This window comes from Mycobacteroides sp. H003, assembly GCF_001440135.1.
Classification (GTDB): domain Bacteria; phylum Actinomycetota; class Actinomycetes; order Mycobacteriales; family Mycobacteriaceae; genus Mycobacterium; species Mycobacterium gwanakae.
In genome coordinates this window covers 1,066,198-1,082,011 of the sequence record NZ_LJYL01000009.1, presented here as the reverse complement: position 1 = coordinate 1,082,011, position 15,814 = coordinate 1,066,198, and the positions used below count along the sequence as shown (strand labels likewise).

The 15,814-nt window shown below is 61.8% G+C and carries 18 protein-coding genes and 1 tRNA gene; 9 read left to right on the top strand and 10 right to left on the bottom strand.

Translation table 11 applies throughout. The features are described from left to right. The first annotated feature begins 25 nt into the window (after positions 1–25). From AOT87_RS05645 to AOT87_RS05620, 6 genes are all read left to right on the top strand, one after another. Positions 26–838: an oxygenase MpaB family protein gene (locus AOT87_RS05645; RefSeq protein ID WP_057969195.1), complete on the top strand. Its 813-nt coding sequence runs from the start codon at positions 26–28 to the stop codon at positions 836–838. A gap of 37 nt (positions 839–875) precedes the next feature. Then, positions 876–1,919, top strand: a complete 1,044-nt coding sequence (locus tag AOT87_RS05640) for a HoxN/HupN/NixA family nickel/cobalt transporter (RefSeq protein WP_198528415.1) — start codon at positions 876–878, stop codon at positions 1,917–1,919. 112 nt (positions 1,920–2,031) lie between these two features. Beyond that, complete coding sequence (locus AOT87_RS05635) at positions 2,032–2,400, top strand: hypothetical protein (RefSeq protein WP_057969483.1); 369 nt, start codon at positions 2,032–2,034, stop codon at positions 2,398–2,400. 11 nt (positions 2,401–2,411) lie between these two features. Further along, positions 2,412–2,948: a DUF3558 domain-containing protein gene (locus tag AOT87_RS05630; RefSeq protein ID WP_057969484.1), complete on the top strand. Its 537-nt coding sequence runs from the start codon at positions 2,412–2,414 to the stop codon at positions 2,946–2,948. An 88-nt stretch (positions 2,949–3,036) separates the two neighbouring features. Then, positions 3,037–4,410, top strand: coding sequence for a hypothetical protein (locus AOT87_RS05625; protein ID WP_057969485.1), 1,374 nt, complete (start codon positions 3,037–3,039; stop codon positions 4,408–4,410). Positions 4,411–4,422: 12 nt separating this feature from the next. Beyond that, a complete protein-coding gene (locus tag AOT87_RS05620) occupies positions 4,423–5,481 on the top strand; it encodes a DUF2235 domain-containing protein (RefSeq protein ID WP_057968459.1) in 1,059 nt (352 codons plus the stop codon). Here AOT87_RS05620 and AOT87_RS05615 read toward each other — a convergent pair. The 6 genes from AOT87_RS05615 to AOT87_RS05585 form a co-directional block, all read right to left on the bottom strand. After that, on the bottom strand, positions 5,471–6,067 hold the full coding sequence (locus tag AOT87_RS05615) for an LpqN/LpqT family lipoprotein (RefSeq protein WP_057968460.1): 597 nt from the start codon (positions 6,065–6,067) through the stop codon (positions 5,471–5,473). The genes AOT87_RS05620 and AOT87_RS05615 overlap by 11 nt on opposite strands. 390 nt (positions 6,068–6,457) lie before the next feature. Continuing rightward, complete coding sequence (locus tag AOT87_RS05610; RefSeq protein ID WP_057968461.1) at positions 6,458–7,375, bottom strand: hypothetical protein; 918 nt, start codon at positions 7,373–7,375, stop codon at positions 6,458–6,460. Between the two features lie 10 nt (positions 7,376–7,385). Continuing rightward, the gene (locus AOT87_RS05605) at positions 7,386–7,934 is read right to left on the bottom strand and encodes an LppA family lipoprotein (protein WP_057966238.1); all 549 of its coding nucleotides are present in this window, start codon (positions 7,932–7,934) and stop codon (positions 7,386–7,388) included. A gap of 155 nt (positions 7,935–8,089) precedes the next feature. Beyond that, positions 8,090–9,913 carry an alpha/beta hydrolase gene (locus AOT87_RS05600; RefSeq protein WP_131727345.1) on the bottom strand — a complete coding sequence of 608 codons (1,824 nt, stop codon included), beginning with the start codon at positions 9,911–9,913 and terminating at the stop codon, positions 8,090–8,092. An 84-nt stretch (positions 9,914–9,997) separates the two neighbouring features. Beyond that, the gene (locus tag AOT87_RS05590) at positions 9,998–11,272 is read right to left on the bottom strand and encodes a hypothetical protein (protein WP_057968493.1); all 1,275 of its coding nucleotides are present in this window, start codon (positions 11,270–11,272) and stop codon (positions 9,998–10,000) included. Further along, complete coding sequence (locus AOT87_RS05585) at positions 11,272–12,000, bottom strand: MspA family porin (protein ID WP_046253336.1); 729 nt, start codon at positions 11,998–12,000, stop codon at positions 11,272–11,274. The genes AOT87_RS05590 and AOT87_RS05585 overlap by 1 nt, the downstream gene beginning before the upstream one ends. A gap of 594 nt (positions 12,001–12,594) precedes the next feature. Here AOT87_RS05585 and AOT87_RS05580 point away from each other — a divergent pair. The 3 genes from AOT87_RS05580 to AOT87_RS05570 all read left to right on the top strand — a co-directional run bounded on the left by AOT87_RS05580 (position 12,595) and on the right by AOT87_RS05570 (position 14,122). Further along, entirely contained in the window at positions 12,595–13,008 is a 414-nt protein-coding gene (locus AOT87_RS05580) for a DUF6319 family protein (protein ID WP_234795849.1), read from the top strand. Positions 13,009–13,036: 28 nt separating this feature from the next. Beyond that, entirely contained in the window at positions 13,037–13,531 is a 495-nt protein-coding gene (locus AOT87_RS05575) for a nuclear transport factor 2 family protein (RefSeq protein WP_057968464.1), read from the top strand. Between the two features lie 120 nt (positions 13,532–13,651). After that, positions 13,652–14,122 carry a hypothetical protein gene (locus AOT87_RS05570; RefSeq protein WP_057968465.1) on the top strand — a complete coding sequence of 157 codons (471 nt, stop codon included), beginning with the start codon at positions 13,652–13,654 and terminating at the stop codon, positions 14,120–14,122. A 12-nt stretch (positions 14,123–14,134) separates the two neighbouring features. On the opposite strand, the gene AOT87_RS05565 is transcribed toward AOT87_RS05570, so the two are convergent. The 4 genes from AOT87_RS05565 to AOT87_RS05550 form a co-directional block, all read right to left on the bottom strand. Continuing rightward, positions 14,135–14,209, bottom strand: a tRNA-Val gene (locus AOT87_RS05565). Positions 14,210–14,240: 31 nt separating this feature from the next. Continuing rightward, the gene (locus tag AOT87_RS05560) at positions 14,241–14,702 is read right to left on the bottom strand and encodes a peroxiredoxin (protein WP_030095377.1); all 462 of its coding nucleotides are present in this window, start codon (positions 14,700–14,702) and stop codon (positions 14,241–14,243) included. Beyond that, positions 14,702–15,127, bottom strand: a complete 426-nt coding sequence (locus AOT87_RS05555) for a DUF3052 domain-containing protein (RefSeq protein WP_030095376.1) — start codon at positions 15,125–15,127, stop codon at positions 14,702–14,704. The genes AOT87_RS05560 and AOT87_RS05555 overlap by 1 nt, the downstream gene beginning before the upstream one ends. Positions 15,128–15,218: 91 nt before the next feature. Beyond that, on the bottom strand, positions 15,219–15,776 hold the full coding sequence (locus tag AOT87_RS05550) for a hypothetical protein (protein ID WP_057968466.1): 558 nt from the start codon (positions 15,774–15,776) through the stop codon (positions 15,219–15,221). Positions 15,777–15,814 lie beyond the last annotated feature (38 nt).

Here is a 15,814-nt window from a genome sequence, read left to right as displayed (position 1 = left end):
AACACCCTATAGAATTTGCTGTGCAATGAAGCACTCGCCTGCCAGGCTTGTGGACCTGGTGAATCCCGCTTCGCTGCTGTTGCCTGCCTCAAACGTGATCATGCAGCTTTCACATCCCGGTGTCGGATACGGAGTGCTGGAGAGCCCCGTCGACGGCGGCAATGTCTACAAGCATCCGTTCAAACGAGCCCGGACCACCGGGATGTTTCTGGCCGTCGCGACGATGGGCAGCCAGCACGACCGCGTGGTGATGAAGCGCGGTGTCGACGCGGTGCACCGGCAGGTGCGTTCGACGTCTACCAGCCCGGTGAGATACAACGCCTTCGATCCTGATCTGCAGCTGTGGGTGGCCGCGTGTCTGTATCAGTACTACGTGCAGGCCTATGAGTCACTGCACGGTCCTCTCGATGACGAAACGGCCGACGAGATCTATCGCGACGGCGCGCGAATCGGCACGGCCTTGCAGGTGCGGCCCGAGCAGTGGCCGCCGGATCGGGATGCGTTCAACGACTACTGGAAACGTTCCCTCGACGGGCTGCGTATCGATGCGCCGGTTCGCGAGCATCTGTTGGGTGTCGCGTCGTTCAAGATGCTGCCCTGGCCGCTGCGAGCGGCGGGGAGGTTCAATCTGTTTGCCACCAAAGGGTTTCTGCCACCGCAGTTCCGGGAGTTATTGCGGGTTCCGTGGTCGGATCGCGACCAGCGCCGGTTCGATGCGCTGTTGAGTGCGCTGCGGATCGCCGATCGGATGCTGCCCGCGCAGCTGTGGACGTTGTCCTACTCACTACTCATCTGGGACATGCGCTTGCGCGAGCGGATGGGTAGGCCGGTCGTCTAGGCTCGCAGACGTGCAGATTCTCACCGCGTGGCGTCGTTTGGACGAGGGTCAACGGCGCAGCGTCATCGGAATGAGCGTTGCGGTGGGCGCACTGCACGTCCTGGGCTGGGGCATGCTGCTCTTCCTCGTTGCGCCCGCTCATTTCACGGTGCAGGGCAGCGTGTTCGGAGTCGGGCTGGGAGTCACGGCCTACACGCTGGGCATGCGGCATGCCTTTGACGCCGACCACATCGCGGCCATCGACAACACCACCCGCAAGCTGGTGGCCGATGGCAGGCGCCCTATGTCGGTGGGTTTCTGGTTCTCGCTGGGGCATTCGTCGATCGTGTTCATCATGGTCGGGTTGCTGGCGCTCGGCGTTAAGACGTTGGCGGCCAATGTTTCCGATGAAAGCTCGTCACTGCAGCAGTGGACGGGCGTGTTCGGGACAGCTGTCTCCGGGACGTTTCTGTTACTGATCGGGTTGCTCAACCTGGTGTCACTGATCGGGATCTACCGGATTGCCCAGCGGATGCGCGGCGGTGAGGTCGACGAGGCGGCGCTAGAGCGTGAGCTGTCCAATCGCGGTGGGCTGAACCGGCTCTTCGGGCCATTGATGGCGGCGATCCGTAAGCCCTGGCAGATGTACCCGGTAGGCCTGTTGTTCGGGTTGGGGTTCGACACGGTGACCGAGGTGTCACTGCTGGTGATCGCCGGCGGGGCCGCGGTGACCGGGCTGCCCTGGTACGCGATCTTGGTGCTGCCCATCTTGTTCAGTGCTGGCATGTCGCTGTTCGATTCGCTCGACGGGTCATTGATGAACTTCGCCTATGACTGGGCGTTCCAAGAGCCCGCACGCAAGATCTACTACAACCTGGTGATCACCGGGTTGTCGGTGGCGGTGGCCGTGTTGATCGGCTCGCAAGAGATCATTTCGATTCTCACCGAGAAGCTGGACATCACGACGGGTCCGCTGGCTGCGGTGGGCGGGCTAGATCTGGCCGCGATGGGTTACGTGATCGTGGCGTTGTTCATCGTGACGTGGGCGTTGGCCGCGCTGGGCTGGCGATACACGGGAGTGCGCAGACGCTGGGGCGGATAGGGCGTTGGGATACCCGTCGAAATTCGATGGAACCGATCCGGAACGATCGACGTCCTATACACATACGATGAACCTGACCTGGCCAAATCCGGCCATGACCTGAGGGGGCTCGATGTCGCTAGACGACCTGAAGCAGAACGCCAAGGACGGTCGACTCGTCCTACACCTTGAGGATGGCGCGATCGATGCAATCATCGCCGCATGCGGCGGCTACGTCCAGGCGCTCGAGGACCTTCGCCGGGATGCACGCGACTTGGCTGGGTACCCCCTGGGATTCGCTGAAGCGAAGCTCCCCTCGGGCGCCACGCTAGCGCAGGCATTTCAGCACAAGGCTTCTGGCAGCGCGACAAGTGCTGATAACACGTTCCAGTCACACATCGACCAAGTCGAGGAGATGAAGACCCTGTTCGCCGCGCTACGGAAGGGCTACAAGGCAACAGACGCCAACAACGCGAACAGTTTTGGGCAGTCTGGCCGTTAGAAGCCGCGCAAATGTCTCGTGTCGCATTCTTAGTATCTGTAGTGATGGTCATTACTGGTTGTTCCAGCCCAGTTACTGGGTCGCCTGTGACGTCTCAACTCCCCACCAACTCCAAGGGTCGTGTCCACATCACATTTGACCCCTGTAAAGACATTCCGACCAGCGTCGTCGAACAACTGCAGTTGGATAGGAAACCTCCCCGCCCAGACTCCCAGACGGACGGCGATATCGAGACCGTCTTCTGCAAGTACTATCCGCGAACCAGATACCTCCTCACCGTTGCCGCGTCGAACTACACACTTGACATGCTCAAGAAAGCCGACAACCACTGGGGATACCAAGACCTAGAAATTGGCGGCAGAAAGGCCCTCTTCGCGTACCGTGCAACACCACCGCAGAAGGACTCCTGCGTGATCAACGTGGAAGCAACCACGGGCGTGTACGGGGTCGCAGTCGACACATCGCATGAGGACTTCACGCCATATCCCGACTGTGTGACTGCCGTTCGTACAAACCTCGACGCCCTTCTTCCCTACTTCCCGCTTTGAGATCTGCGAAAAAAGATGGAACCGAATCGCTACGTGCGACGTCTGAACCCAAAGAGCTAGCTGCACGCCACGACACCAAGGAGGGGCCATGACTGGAGAAGAAGACGGCTGGACTAGGGGCAACCGTGAACGTGAAGTTGTCTACGCGCAGCAGCGCCAGCATGGCTCGAACATCGATGGCGGCACCGAATCCGTCGGGGTCCCAACAGAGGACTTCGGTGGCTGGTCCCACGCGGATATCAAAGCCGCATCTGACGCGTTCGAACCCGGTAAAGCGATCCATGCCTCTGAGGACTGGCAGAAGCTGGCTACCGGTTTCAGCAAGGCCCTAGAAGACTTCAAGAAGGCTTTCGACACTGCAGTAGGCGCGCAGTGGACCGGCCAGGGCGCGGAGGCCGCCAAACAGGGCGTCTCTGATTACAAGACTCACGCCGAAAAGGTCAGTGACGGACTGTCACTCATGGCTACCAAGCCAGCCGAGGTCGAAACGGCGATGACGCAGATCAAGAGCCTCATGCCCGATGTCGTCCAAGTGCAAGAGCTCAAAGGCAACACACGGGCCGACTACGAGCAGCACTACGCGCAACAAGCGCTCGCGCAGCAGAAGCAAGACGAGGCCCGCATGATCATGCGGAACGTCTGGTCCCCCGTGTCGCAGCAGGCGGCGTCCGGTCTCCCCGCCCTTCCTCCCGCTCCGCAGTTCGCAGATGCCGCAGCCATGCCGGTCAACGCCGCATCATCGCTATCCGGCTTGGGTTCCGGCAAGGACATCAAGCCCGACCAGATCAAACCCATCGATGAAGCCGCGGTACGCGCGGCCGCGGCCGCGGCTTTGGCAGACCCTGCGCAAGCATCCGCCTCCGGCGGCTCTGGCGCCGCGGGTGCTGCCGCAGCCGCCGCAGGTGCGGCGGGTGGTGGTTCCGGAGCTGGCGCTGGAGGCCCCGCCGCCGCAGCATCCGCTGCCGCCGGAGCGGGCGCCGGAACTCGACCATCCTCAGGTGGAAGCACCACCGCAACCGGTCCCAACACAGGATCAGTGCCCGGTACCTATGGCATCGGCCGGTGGGGCAAGCCGACCACCAACAAGGACGAAAACAAGGACAAGGACCAGAACGCCGATCTGACTCCCCTCGCTGCCGGGCCGATCATCGCCGGTTCCTACACCGCGGGTGCCGGCATGGGACTCTCGGCCGCACCGGCAGTGTCGCCAATGTCGGGCATGGGCATCGCGCAGCCGCCGACCATGATGACGCCCGGCGCCGCAGGCCAGCATCACCAGGAGGACGAGGACCAGCACTTCACCCCGGAGTTCCTGGTGAGTCTCGACAACGGCAATGAACTGATCGGCCCACTGCCCAAGGTGTCCCCCGCCGTCATCGGCGTGTGGAACGAAGAGCATGTCGACTACCAGAATCCTCACGCCTCGCCATACGATCCGAAGCCCTACGACGGCGAGGACTAGCACCACGCGACGATGACCAAGAACATCGTCATCTGCTTCGACGGCACAGGCAACCAAATCCGTGCTGCGGGAAACACGAATGTCGTCCGTGGCTACGACATGGTGATTCATGATCTTCCCGACCGGCAGATCTCGTACTACGACCCCGGAGTCGGCACCGATCCCGCCATCGGCACCTACGCCCCGATAGGTCAATTCGCCGCTCGCATGCTGGGTATCGCATTCGGGGTTGGCCTGCGGGCCAAGCTGGCCCAGGCCTACACATATCTGATCGAACGGTGGCAACCCGGAGACCGCATCTTCATCTTCGGATTCAGCCGCGGCGCCTTCTGCGCGAGAGGCCTTGCCGGGCTGCTTAACTCAGTGGGCATGCTGCGCCCCGGCTCACAAAACCTCGTGCCCTACGCGGTGAGCCTGTATGCACAGTCATGCGAAAGCTGGTCAGCGGAACGCTGGGATCAGCTGCACTCGTTCTCACGCACCGTAGCCCGCCGCGAGGACGGAAAATTTGCCATTCCCATCGCCTACCTAGGGCTCTGGGACACGGTCAGCGCGCCCGGCATCTTCAAGCGCAGTATGCAATGGCCTTATGCACCAAGTGTTCCCAATGCGCTGGCCGGTAGACATGCGGTGGCGATCGACGAGAAACGTCGGCCGTACCGCGAGTACCTCATCAAGTACCTCGGCGATCAACGACTCGTCGATGAAGCGTGGTTCGCCGGCATACATTCCGATGTGGGCGGCGACTACGCCGACGACGACCGGCTTTCCGACATCGCACTCAAATGGGTGATCGATGGCGCCGCCCAACACGGTTTACTACTCAATACTGAAAAATACCAACGGTATTGCTCGGTTGAACCCACCTACGCCATGGGCGAGATTCATCGAGTCAACTGGCTCTGGGCACTGCTGATATTCCGTCGCCGCCGCATTCCCGATGGTGCCTGGATTCACGCCAGCGTTGCCGACCGTATGGCACAAGATGACACTTACCGACCCCGGCTACCGCAGCGCACCACCATCATCGATGCCCAATGGGCCTCTCCGGCAACTGATATCAGGATGTAGCGGGCGGACTCACCTGTAGCCCCGCGAGAATAGTTTCACGGGCACTGTCAAAATCGCCCACAGTGTCATCCAAAGCCTGCACCGATACCCCGATGGTGAAAATCTTGCGGTCATTCTTCACCGCCACAACGGTGGTAGTGACCCGGTGTACAGGGATCTTTCCCAAACCCATGTTGTAGGTCAACGTCTTCGACGGATACCCGCAGATAGTGCCCGTCGCTTCGACAAGGTCGGTGATGCCAAACATTTCCAGTCCCTGCTGCTCGGCCGCGAATGCAGCCTCCTCTGTCGACACCTTGCCCGTCAGGTCGGCCATCGCCACCGTGGCGTTCGGAACAAACCCCTTGGCCTGAAGATCGGGGGCTGACAAGTAGACCCGCACCACACCACTCTCGAACCGCTTCACCCGCTCCCACCCCGCGGGCTGCGGAACCTCGACACGTGGCTCAGAGTCGTTGTCCAACGGCACTTCCAGAAGCGGCACCGACACCGAGCTGCATTTCGGGTTGGTGAGCCGCTTGCCCTCTTCGCCGGGAGTGGCTATCGCGTCACCATCGACGATCGCCGTGCAACCCGAAACCAGCATGGTCGCCGTACAAGCCACTGCCAGCATCCATCGAGGTGCGCGAATCATTGGCTCAGCCTAAGGCAGAGGTTGACTACAAACGGTCAACTCGAACCGCGGGATATGTGTACTCACACCGGCACAGACCTCGTGCCAGCTGAGGCTGTTTTGGCTCATGGAGGTGGGCCCAGCAACAGCGTCTCTGTCCGTCGCGTGGCGGCGAAATACTCATCCCCCACTCTCCTGGTATCTCAGACGCAGACTCTGGCGCACCGGGGATTTCGAGTAGGACCGAACACCTAGTGTGGCCAGCTTCTCATACGCACTCCTACGTGTGGCCCGTTGGTTCGCGAGCTGCGCAGTTATCGTTGCCGAGATGTCCTTAGCAGCCCACCCACGCAGCAGCGTGTGCTAAGGCTGGGTTTCAGTGCAGATGGTGTAGAGGCGCACGGGGTGGGCGAATCCGCCTTCGGTGCAGTCGTGGGTGTGGTTGACGTTGCGGAAGACTCGTACCGGTTTTTCTTTGTTGGGTATGGCGGGGTCGTCGCACGCGACATTGATGATTTTCCCGGGGCTGATTGCTAGGCAGCGGCTGATTTGCCAGGCGTAGTCCAGACATGCAGTCCATTGCCCATCAGGGCCATTGTGGTAGTAGCTTTGGTCAGCATCGCGGACGCATTCACGAGGGTGGCTGACTTGCTGGATGATTTTGACATTGCTGCGCTCGGAGTCGCAGGGCACGACCGACAGCGTTGAGTGCGCCGTGGTGCCGCCGAGTTGCGCGCAGGCACCTACCGGGGCAGCGGTGTCCGCTGTGGAAACCTTTTGTGCGGGGTCGGGGTACTGGCGCGGCAGGATTGTGAAGTCAGGCGCTGCCTGAGGAGCCTTATCGACGTCTTTCCACGCTTGTTCCCAGGCTGCCGCTATTTCTTTGTCGGTGAGCTGGCGTACTAGCCATCCTTGGCTGATGGCTAGATAGTCGGCTCCGACCGCGACTGCGGCCACTATCGTGACTACGCTGGCAGCCAGGGCGCGGCGCCCGGTGTGCGAGGTACGTGTGGCAAGCAGCCAGGCCGCCGCCACCGCTAGCGCGGCGACCAGGAACCACCAAATGCCTTGCCCGGCTCGGCGCCACCAAATCATGTCGGCGACAGCGAGGGCTGCCACAACTATGAGGGCTGCACTCGCAACTAATGTCCAGCGGCGAATCGGTGGGCGGCTCATCAGCCGACGGTGGCTTCCGGATTGGACCGGGCCCGTGGCCGCGTCGTCATCGAGCTGTTGGCTCCGCTGCGTTTCGTCAGTGTCGTTGTTTATAGAGTCAGTCACGTTCTGGGCCTTACCGGGTGCCGCTGGCAGGAGGATTGCCCTGTTCAGACTGGTAACGGTCCAGAGATTTCTGCCATAGCCGACAGCCCACTGACCCTGCCAGCCTCGCTACGACGCGGGTACCGATTTCGAAGCTGTTCGTCCATTGGTTGTTGGGGTCCGGGTTGTAGTCGTTGTCGTGGATGACGATGTCGTGGTTTTGGGCCACATCGGTGTTTCCTGCCCACTGTGTGATTCCGAAACCGCGCGCTTTGTCCTCGACGATCTTGACGGCGGCTGGCCACACGTCCTCAGGGATCGGGCCGCTGAACAATGCAGACCGTGTGTTGCGGGTGACCGCCAGCACTGATTCTTCGGCTGGCGTCTCGTATCGGGTGTCTTGGAGGCAGCTAAGCCAGTGGAGCCCGTCATCGTGCCATTTCCAGGTCAGGCCGGGCACCAGGGCTGCGATCTGGTCGGCCATCTGGGCGATAGCAGCTTCAGCAGCGGCGTAACCCTCTTCCGATGAGCCTTTCGGAGCCAGCTTGGCGATTTCTTCTTGAAGGCGCTCCGCGCTCATTGGTCCTTTACCCGAATCACCACTACTGCAACCGCTCATGACCACGACCGCAGCTGCCAGTGCCGCAGCCCCGGCACTCCAACGTGAACGTCTGGACGTGGCATGCACAGATCCTCCTGCGTGGACGTAATGGCGATACTCTCGCACTTGGAACCTCACTTCATTTCCTTGGTGATGATTCCTGGTTCAGCCGGTATCGCCAGCCCCGGCTGGTTGATGAGCACGGTAGCCAAGTTGTATCCCGACATACGCAGCAAATTGTTGGAGCCTTTCCGCGGATATTCCGAATGCCCGTAGGCACGCTCGCGGAACTGATTATCCAGCGGGCTGCAGCCTCCCTGATCAGCGAGCAGCTGCTTGAAATTCCCCTTATAGGGGCTGGACCACAACGGGTTGATACCGCCGATCAGATCATTCTCGGCCAGCATCGCGAACACCCGATCAGGACTCATCCCCAGCCCGCCGGGCGTGCCCGCGGCCAGACCCGGCGAGCCATAGAGCACCGCGTAGTCGACATACTCCGACGCGCCGTTCTTGAGCGCATACGAACTCAGCAGCGAACCATACGAATGACCAAACAAGGCCACTGTCTGGTTCGGATTAGTCGCCTGCATCATGGACAAGAACAGCTTCAGGTTCTGAGCGCCCTTGGCGGCCTTACTCGGGGTGGCGGCCCCCAGATCGATGCCGGGCGCGTCGTAGCCGATCCACGCAATCGACGCTACCGTCTCACCGCCGTGACCTGACAACTGCAGTTGCTTGCCGCCTTCCACAGCGAGGTTGTAAGCCTCGGGAACCATGCTCGACAGCGATGAGGATGTCCAGCTGGTGATGCCGGGCACCGTCACCGAGACGTGATCGGCCACCGCCGGATTGCCCACTGAAATTGCGGCCAGAATCCGCTCACTGGTGTCCCACATCCCGCGGCCGGTCGTTGGGGTGCCCGGGCCGTTGAAATCCACCAGATAGGTATTCGGCGACTGCGCCAATGCGTTCTCAATCGACTTGATCTCATTGAGTCGATCGTTGATGTTGGATAGCTCCCCGCGGTTGCCGATATTGCGCCGCAAGAAGCTGTCATTGATCTCATCGCGGCGGTTCTCCAGCCATTTCTTCTGCTCGGCCATCTGCGAGCGTAAGGCCGTATTTGCATCGTTGGGGCCCGATGCGATCGCTGAGGCGGCCTGGCCATCTGGCACGTTGACGGGCTGTCCCTTGCACTTCTGGGATTCCTCGTCCTTGGACTGCTTCTGGTTGTTGCGTGTATTCGAGCAGTTACAGCCGTCTTCACCGGGGCCTTCCCGGCCCGGCACCAGTTGCCCGCCAACATAAGAGCCACCGCTGGCCCCGGTGTTCCACACCGTCTCTGCGATTTGGTAGTGCTGTGCAACTTCATCGCACTGCTGGCGCCGCTGCTCAGAATCCTGGTTGTCCCGGTCCTGCTGGTTCTGCTGCTGATCAGACTGCTGATCCTGCTGCTGATCGGCTTGCTGTTGTTGAGGCTGCTGTTGCGAACCCTGTTGTGGTGTGTTCTGTTGTGGCGCTTGATAGTCCGGGTTCGCCTGGCCAGGCCCTTGGGTGTACGGGGTAGCGGTTTGGTAATTGGGAGGCTGGGTGCCATGTTGGGGTTGTTGCGCGCCCTGTTGGGTCTGCTGGCCTTGCTGCCCTGCTTGTTGTCCAGCTTGCGGGGCACCCGTGTTGTAGATGCTGATCCCATTGTTTTGGTCTAACGGCGCCCGATTGCCACCCTGGTAGTCCGGCATGGAGCTGGGCACGCCTGGGGGCTGAAATTGCGATCCGCCGCCGTCAGTCATGCCGCCGGTGGGTCCCGTAGGACCTGTGGGGTCCGCGGTGGCCCCCGGCACCAGGTTGATGGCTCCGATCCCTGTCGGCGCGTCGGTGATGTGCCAGCCCGCCATAGCCACAGCGGTCACCGCGACAGCAGCCAAGCTGCGCCGAATCCCCTCGGGTACAGACATTTTGCGCGCCTTCATCGGCGTCATCAGCAGTTGCCTTTTCTCTTCTAAGTCAGGCTCGGCCTGCGATCGTTGTCCCCCGACCGGTCAACTGCAATAACGGTTGTTGTTCGAGGGCAAGAACCTGGTGTTGGTACCTGGCCCGGCCGGTTGGCATACCCAACCGCCTAGCAAGTTCTCCTTGGACCACGCCGCATGACCGTTGGCGACGTTGAGGCATGCCTCGTAGTCGGGCCCGGTCTGTCCAAACGTGGCGGTGCACTGCGCCGACATATTGGCGAACGCCTGGTTCTTGCACACATCCACCGACATCTGGGCCGGCGTGACATCCAGGCACATCGCCTGCCGCTGGCACGAAGTCCAGAAGTCCGCTGTCCGTCCGTCCTCGGATCGGAACTCGTTGGGCCCAGACAGGCAGCGATCGGCATGCCGCTGGGCATATAGGACCGGATCAACACTGGCGGGCCGGTAAGCACCTCCGGGATCAACCACGTAATCGCCTGGCGCACCGATGATTTGCGCGGCTTTCTTCGCTTCTGGCGGGCCACCACCCTCAGGCAGCCCCTCCCAGTCAGTGGCCAGCTGACCGCTGGCCGGGATCGACGACGCCCGGTAGGACAGCGTGATCGTGATCGGGAAGGCGAAGATGTCCGCGGGTCCAAGATCCAGCGCCAAGTTGGACTGCTGATACATGTAGTCGCCGTGGATCACCGGGTTCACCTGCACCGGATTGCCCTTGGCATCGCGTGCCACCGGCACCGATAACGTCGCAATAGTCGTAGCAGGCAGTCCCGGCGCGGCGTCGGACTCGACCAGCACCACATTGCTGCCCTGGCGCACGTGGGTGCCCTCAGGAACCCGCAGGCCGAACGTGAAGTTCTCCGGCGTGAAAATGGTGCGCCGGATGATGTTCACATCGGCGCCACCCCCGGCGAACGGGGAAATCCGGTAGTCGGTGTCACGCGAAGTGAAAGTCGCCGCGCCACCGTCACCCCACTGCGCGGGCGTGAGCTCACGCTCCTGCGGCAAGTGCAGTACGACATCCTTACCGGCGATCGCCGTCGGCAGGTGGGTGCCATCGGTCGGCGATGGCGAGATCGTGACGTTGGAGCGTTCGCGTCCTGCCGCCAGCGGCCGACCGGTTCCCGGTCCGAGGCCCAACGGCGTGTTCGTCTTCACCTGAGCCCCACCGATCGGGGATATGCGCGGCAGATCATCGGGCTGGGCCACCGGATACGGAATCGGCTTCGGGGGCGGCGGCTGGATGGGATCCGCCAAAGTCTTTGGAGCAGAACCCATCACGATTGCAGAAACGAAAGCCAGGGCAGCCATCAGCGCGGCGCCACGGGTACGGATAGTCATCACAGATCCTTGGGCTCGCCGTAGATGGTCTGGGTGTCGTTGCCGTTCTCGGTGCGGATCCGGAACGTCGCGAAGGACTGGATCTTCACCTGGCCACCGCAACCATCGGCTTCGACGTTTTGGTTACGCACCTGCGAGACCGCCCGCATGTTCCGGAAGTTGATCCGGTCCATCGGCAGCTGAGCCAGGCCACCCGGCTTGAGCAGCACGCGCATGTAGCCGCCGATGTGCTCCTGGGCGCCCAACGAACCACCGCCGGACACACCACCGAAGCCGCCACCACCGCCACCGCTCTGACTGCCCTGTCCGTAGCCACCGCCATAGCCCTGGCCAAAAACCTGCTGAGAGAGCGTCAAACCGAGGTCCCCGCCCAACTCCACACCCGACGAGGAGTCGGTGCGGCAACCCACGAAGTACCCGGTCTCCAACTGCGCATCTTGAATGACCGCAGACCCAGAGCCCGTGATGGTCGCCTCGGCCCGATAAGACACGCGCGCCTGCCAAGAGTTGCTCGCACCCGCGATGTTGTCGATGTGATCGATGACCTCGTTGGTCAGCGTCAGGCCAACTGTCCAGCCGTCATCCGTCACGAACTGCTGGTACTGGTCCGGCATCCCCTGCGGATCCGCGGCGGCGTCAGAAACGCCCACCATAAGCCCCATCGCAGCAGCGACAGACGCTGCGATGGAAGTGAAACAGCTTCGACGTGCCAAATTTGGCAACTTCATGAAACCGAACCCCTCCGTGTCCCGTCCTAACCCGATCGGGTCGAACCCCCGTGCGCTTGCCCTTCGATGGGCAATGCCACTCAGTGCGTCTTACTGCGAAAACACATCACATGGCAATGGTGGAGAATCTAAGGCCGAGACCCTCTCTTGTCAACACTGAGACTGTTTCGTCACAGTTTGCGCCTTCAAGATCGCGAATTATGGCGAGGTCACCGGCTATAGGGGCAAAAAGGTGTCAGCATCACTATCGAAAGCGTTTCCGGAGCGACTGCAGCGAACACCCAACACGCGGCTCGGCCATCCACCAGCGGGTTCGGTCATTCAGCCAGCCTGGATCTGCGGAAATGTCACGAGAGGCAGGTTTCGCCGTGACTCAAACATGAACAGCAGTCCATGCCGCAGGTTGCTAGAAGGCAACATCAAGGCGTTTGCCTGCTAACCGGCACCGATGAGGCCGCGAAGCCTCTCACGCCCCGCCGCCGACTAGCCCAGCCGCGTGCGCGGCGAGTTGCCGCAATCTATCGAACGTGCGTTCTAATGACTCTCACTACCCGCCCACTGCGCGCGAACCTTCAGAAGGAGCTCATTGTGACGATGACCGTAGATAGTCCAGCAGTAGACGTATTGGACACGGAGCCAAGCACTCCCGAGGTTCTGGTGAGCCCTGTTGCGCCGACCGCCGAAGCTCCTACCGAGGAAAAGTCGCAGAAGGCGACCCCTAAGAAGGCCACGGGCAAGAGAGCCAAGACTCTCGAACTGACTCTCACCGTCACCGGCACCGCCGACGGCGAATGGCACGCCGAACTCAAACAGGGCAGCACCTACCTGGCCCGCAACCTCGCAGTCGCGGCGGCCGCCGTCTCCCGTGCCGCCAAGGAACTGCACGAGGATCTCTCCACCCCTATCGACGCGGTAATCGAGGAAGCGCGATCGCAGCAGGCCGCCAAGGTCGCCGCGCTGGAAGCCGAACTCGATGCCGCGCGCAAGGCTCTGGCCGACTTGGACTGAGCCTCATGTGGGATGGGAAAGTAGCCAGATGAGAAGACCACTGACCCTGGCCACTGTCGCGCTGGCGCTGACGTTGTCCGGCGCGACCGGCCTTGTGTCCGCGTGTGGACATTCGGACGTTTCCGCATCCGACGGGCGCGATAGTGGACGCCAAGAGGCCAACCGTCAGCTTGTCCTCAACTTCTACGACCGGTTCTTCAACAAGCACGAGGTGCAGCAGGCCGCCGAGGTAGTGACCGACGACTACCGGCAGCACAACCCCAATGTGCCGGATGGCAAGGCGCCGTTCGTGTCCTACTTCGCGGGATTCTTCGCCGAGCATCCTCTGGCCGCGGCCAAGGTGGTGCGCAGCGCTGTCGATGGCGACTTGGTCTATCTGCACGTGCATTCGACCAATGACCCACAGGACCGCGGACAAGCGGTGGTCGACATCTTCCGCGTTGATGGGGGCAAGATCGTCGAGCACTGGGACGTGATTCGGGACGTTCCGGCGGAGTCGGCCAACGGCAACACAATGTTCTGACGGCGCCGGCCTTTAGCGAACCGTCGGCGCTCCTATCGGCCTTTCGATACCTCAGCAAAGCTCTCAATGCAGTCCCGCTAGAGTGAGGGGCGGTCGGGCAAAGGCGCATCGAGAGGTCACATGCCGTTCATCAAGCGTTGCTACCCGGCGTCCGTGGATAGAGTGTGGTCCGTTTTCGTCGGCCTCGAGAATCCTGGCCCCGACGAGCCCGGTCTTTGGTCGTTCAACGCAACCGACTACGAGCCCGTCGTCGACAAAAAATTCAACCTCAGGTGTCTGCCGATCTTGGGCACACGCTTCAATGGCAACTTCGATTGCGAAATCATTAGCATTGAGCCACAAAGGCTTTGGGCCACTACACTAGAAGCGGAAGCCTCGCGAGGGCCGTCCGCCCAGTGGGTACAGCAGGTGGAGTTCACCGATCACTATGGCGGCACGCTTCTGAACTGGAACCTGTCTGGAGTGCAGACCGCTGATCCCCACGAACGTTTCCTGCATCGCTTCTACAGCGGATCGGCAAGCCAGGCTCTGACAGATCTGGGGAACTACCTCGAAAGAACGCGACCACAACTGTGGCAGACAGCGAGATAGACCCGCACTTCTTGGTGGGCGCGGAGGGTTTCGAACCCCCGACCGCTGGTGTGTAAAACCAGAGCTCTACCACTGAGCTACACGCCCGGTCCACGTCGTCGCCAACGTGGGAATCAGCTCACGAATGTAGCGCGGCCAGCGCTTCTACCCAACCCGCCTGGTCACGGGCTTGCCCGGGGTCCAGCATTTCGGCGAATCGGATGATTCCGTCGGCATCCACCACGAAAGTCCCGCGGTTCGGATATCCGGCCTTCTCGTTGAGCACCCCGTACGCCTCGGCAACAGCACCGTGCGGCCAGAAGTCGGACAGGATCGGGAAGGTGAAGCCGCTGTAGCTCGACCAGATCTTGTGGATCGGCCCGGCACTCACCGACAGCCCGATGATCTGCACGTCGTCGTTCTCGAAGTCTCCGATGTGGTCGCGCACATGGTCCAGCTCGCCCTGGCAGACCCCGGTGAACGCCAGCGGGAAGAACACCAGTAGCACGGCCTTCTTACCGCGAAAATCGCTCAGGCTGACGGGCTGGTTGTTCTGGTTCCGCAGGGTGAAATCGGGTGCGACGGTCCCGACAGGCAGCATCAGCGCCGCCCGCCGCGCGACGACTTCGGCTGCACCAGACGCGTCGCGCTCCAGTCCCCCAGATTGACCGAGGAGGTCTGTACCAGGCCCGCCGGCGGTGCCGACTCGGCGATTTCCGAAGGCTGCACATGGCCCGGCTTGCCGGTCTTGGGCGTCAACACCCAGATCACGCCGTCCTCAGCCAGTGGAGTGATGGCGTCCATCAGCGCGTCGACAAGATCGCCGTCGTCATCGCGCCACCACAACAGGACCACATCGATGACATCGTCGGAGCTCTCGTCCAGAAGCTCCGAACCGCATGCGTCCTCGATGTCAGCCCGGATGTCGTCATCCGTGTCCTCATCCCAGCCCAGCTCCTGCACAAGCTGATCTCGCTGGATGCCCAGCTTGTGGGCATAGTTCGAGGCGTCAGCCGCCGCGACCACCGTTCGGCCCCTCCTTATTCACGGGTGCGTGCTTGCGCACTTGGGATGAATGCTCACATCGTCGCATGCCAGTGGCAATCCTCGTCAGGCACTATCGGCCTTTTGTCTGCAGAAGCGGTTCGCAGATCTTCCCGGCACGCTCCCGCGCGTCGTTGAAACTACGGACCACAGAGTTGAGAGTGCCACTGCTGAGCCGATTATCGAACGCCCCGGCCAGTTTTCGGGACTGATCGACGTACTGCGTCAGCGCATCGCGCAGTTCGTCGGTCTGCGCCTTCGCCTTGACGGAGTCGATCTGTCCGGCGCTGGTGTTGAGCGCATTGATGACCGGGCCCACCTTGGCCTCCGCACTCGACCCGTAGCCGCCCTCGTCGTTCATGACGGAGATGAGCTCATTACCCGCCGAAACGGCGGCATTCGACGTCATCGCGAACGTCTCACAGGCATCAGCCTGGGCCTGCGCCCGCGATGTCTCCTGACGCTTGGATTCCTCGGACCGCGACGTTTCGATGGACTGCGATATGTACGTGCGGTACTCCGACACCGATTCGCTGGGCGCCGACGCCTGCCCTCCCGTAGTCACGGTGCAGCCCGCCACCACCCCTGCACAGATGGCCGCCAGCGCGATCAACAGCGCCGCCATACGCATGTCACGACGGTACCTGCTGGAGCCGCTCTGGACCTGGT

Coding starts and splice junctions, on each gene's coding strand:
- AOT87_RS05635 (WP_057969483.1), top strand. CDS start 2,032: ATGTCGCTAGACGACCTGAAGCAGAACGCCAAGGACGGTCGACTCGTC.
- AOT87_RS05560 (WP_030095377.1), bottom strand. CDS start 14,702: ATGCTGCCTGTCGGGACCGTCGCACCCGATTTCACCCTGCGGAACCAG.
- AOT87_RS05605 (WP_057966238.1), bottom strand. CDS start 7,934: ATGAGCGCGGAGCGCCTTCAAGAAGAAATCGCCAAGCTGGCTCCGAAA.
- AOT87_RS05590 (WP_057968493.1), bottom strand. CDS start 11,272: ATGACTATCCGTACCCGTGGCGCCGCGCTGATGGCTGCCCTGGCTTTC.
- AOT87_RS05630 (WP_057969484.1), top strand. CDS start 2,412: ATGTCTCGTGTCGCATTCTTAGTATCTGTAGTGATGGTCATTACTGGT.
- AOT87_RS05625 (WP_057969485.1), top strand. CDS start 3,037: ATGACTGGAGAAGAAGACGGCTGGACTAGGGGCAACCGTGAACGTGAA.
- AOT87_RS05550 (WP_057968466.1), bottom strand. CDS start 15,776: ATGCGTATGGCGGCGCTGTTGATCGCGCTGGCGGCCATCTGTGCAGGG.
- AOT87_RS05620 (WP_057968459.1), top strand. CDS start 4,423: ATGACCAAGAACATCGTCATCTGCTTCGACGGCACAGGCAACCAAATC.
- AOT87_RS05585 (WP_046253336.1), bottom strand. CDS start 12,000: ATGAAGTTGCCAAATTTGGCACGTCGAAGCTGTTTCACTTCCATCGCA.
- AOT87_RS05600 (WP_131727345.1), bottom strand. CDS start 9,913: ATGTCTGTACCCGAGGGGATTCGGCGCAGCTTGGCTGCTGTCGCGGTG.
- AOT87_RS05575 (WP_057968464.1), top strand. CDS start 13,037: ATGAGAAGACCACTGACCCTGGCCACTGTCGCGCTGGCGCTGACGTTG.
- AOT87_RS05645 (WP_057969195.1), top strand. CDS start 26: ATGAAGCACTCGCCTGCCAGGCTTGTGGACCTGGTGAATCCCGCTTCG.
- AOT87_RS05580 (WP_234795849.1), top strand. CDS start 12,595: ATGACCGTAGATAGTCCAGCAGTAGACGTATTGGACACGGAGCCAAGC.
- AOT87_RS05615 (WP_057968460.1), bottom strand. CDS start 6,067: ATGCTGGTTTCGGGTTGCACGGCGATCGTCGATGGTGACGCGATAGCC.
- AOT87_RS05570 (WP_057968465.1), top strand. CDS start 13,652: ATGCCGTTCATCAAGCGTTGCTACCCGGCGTCCGTGGATAGAGTGTGG.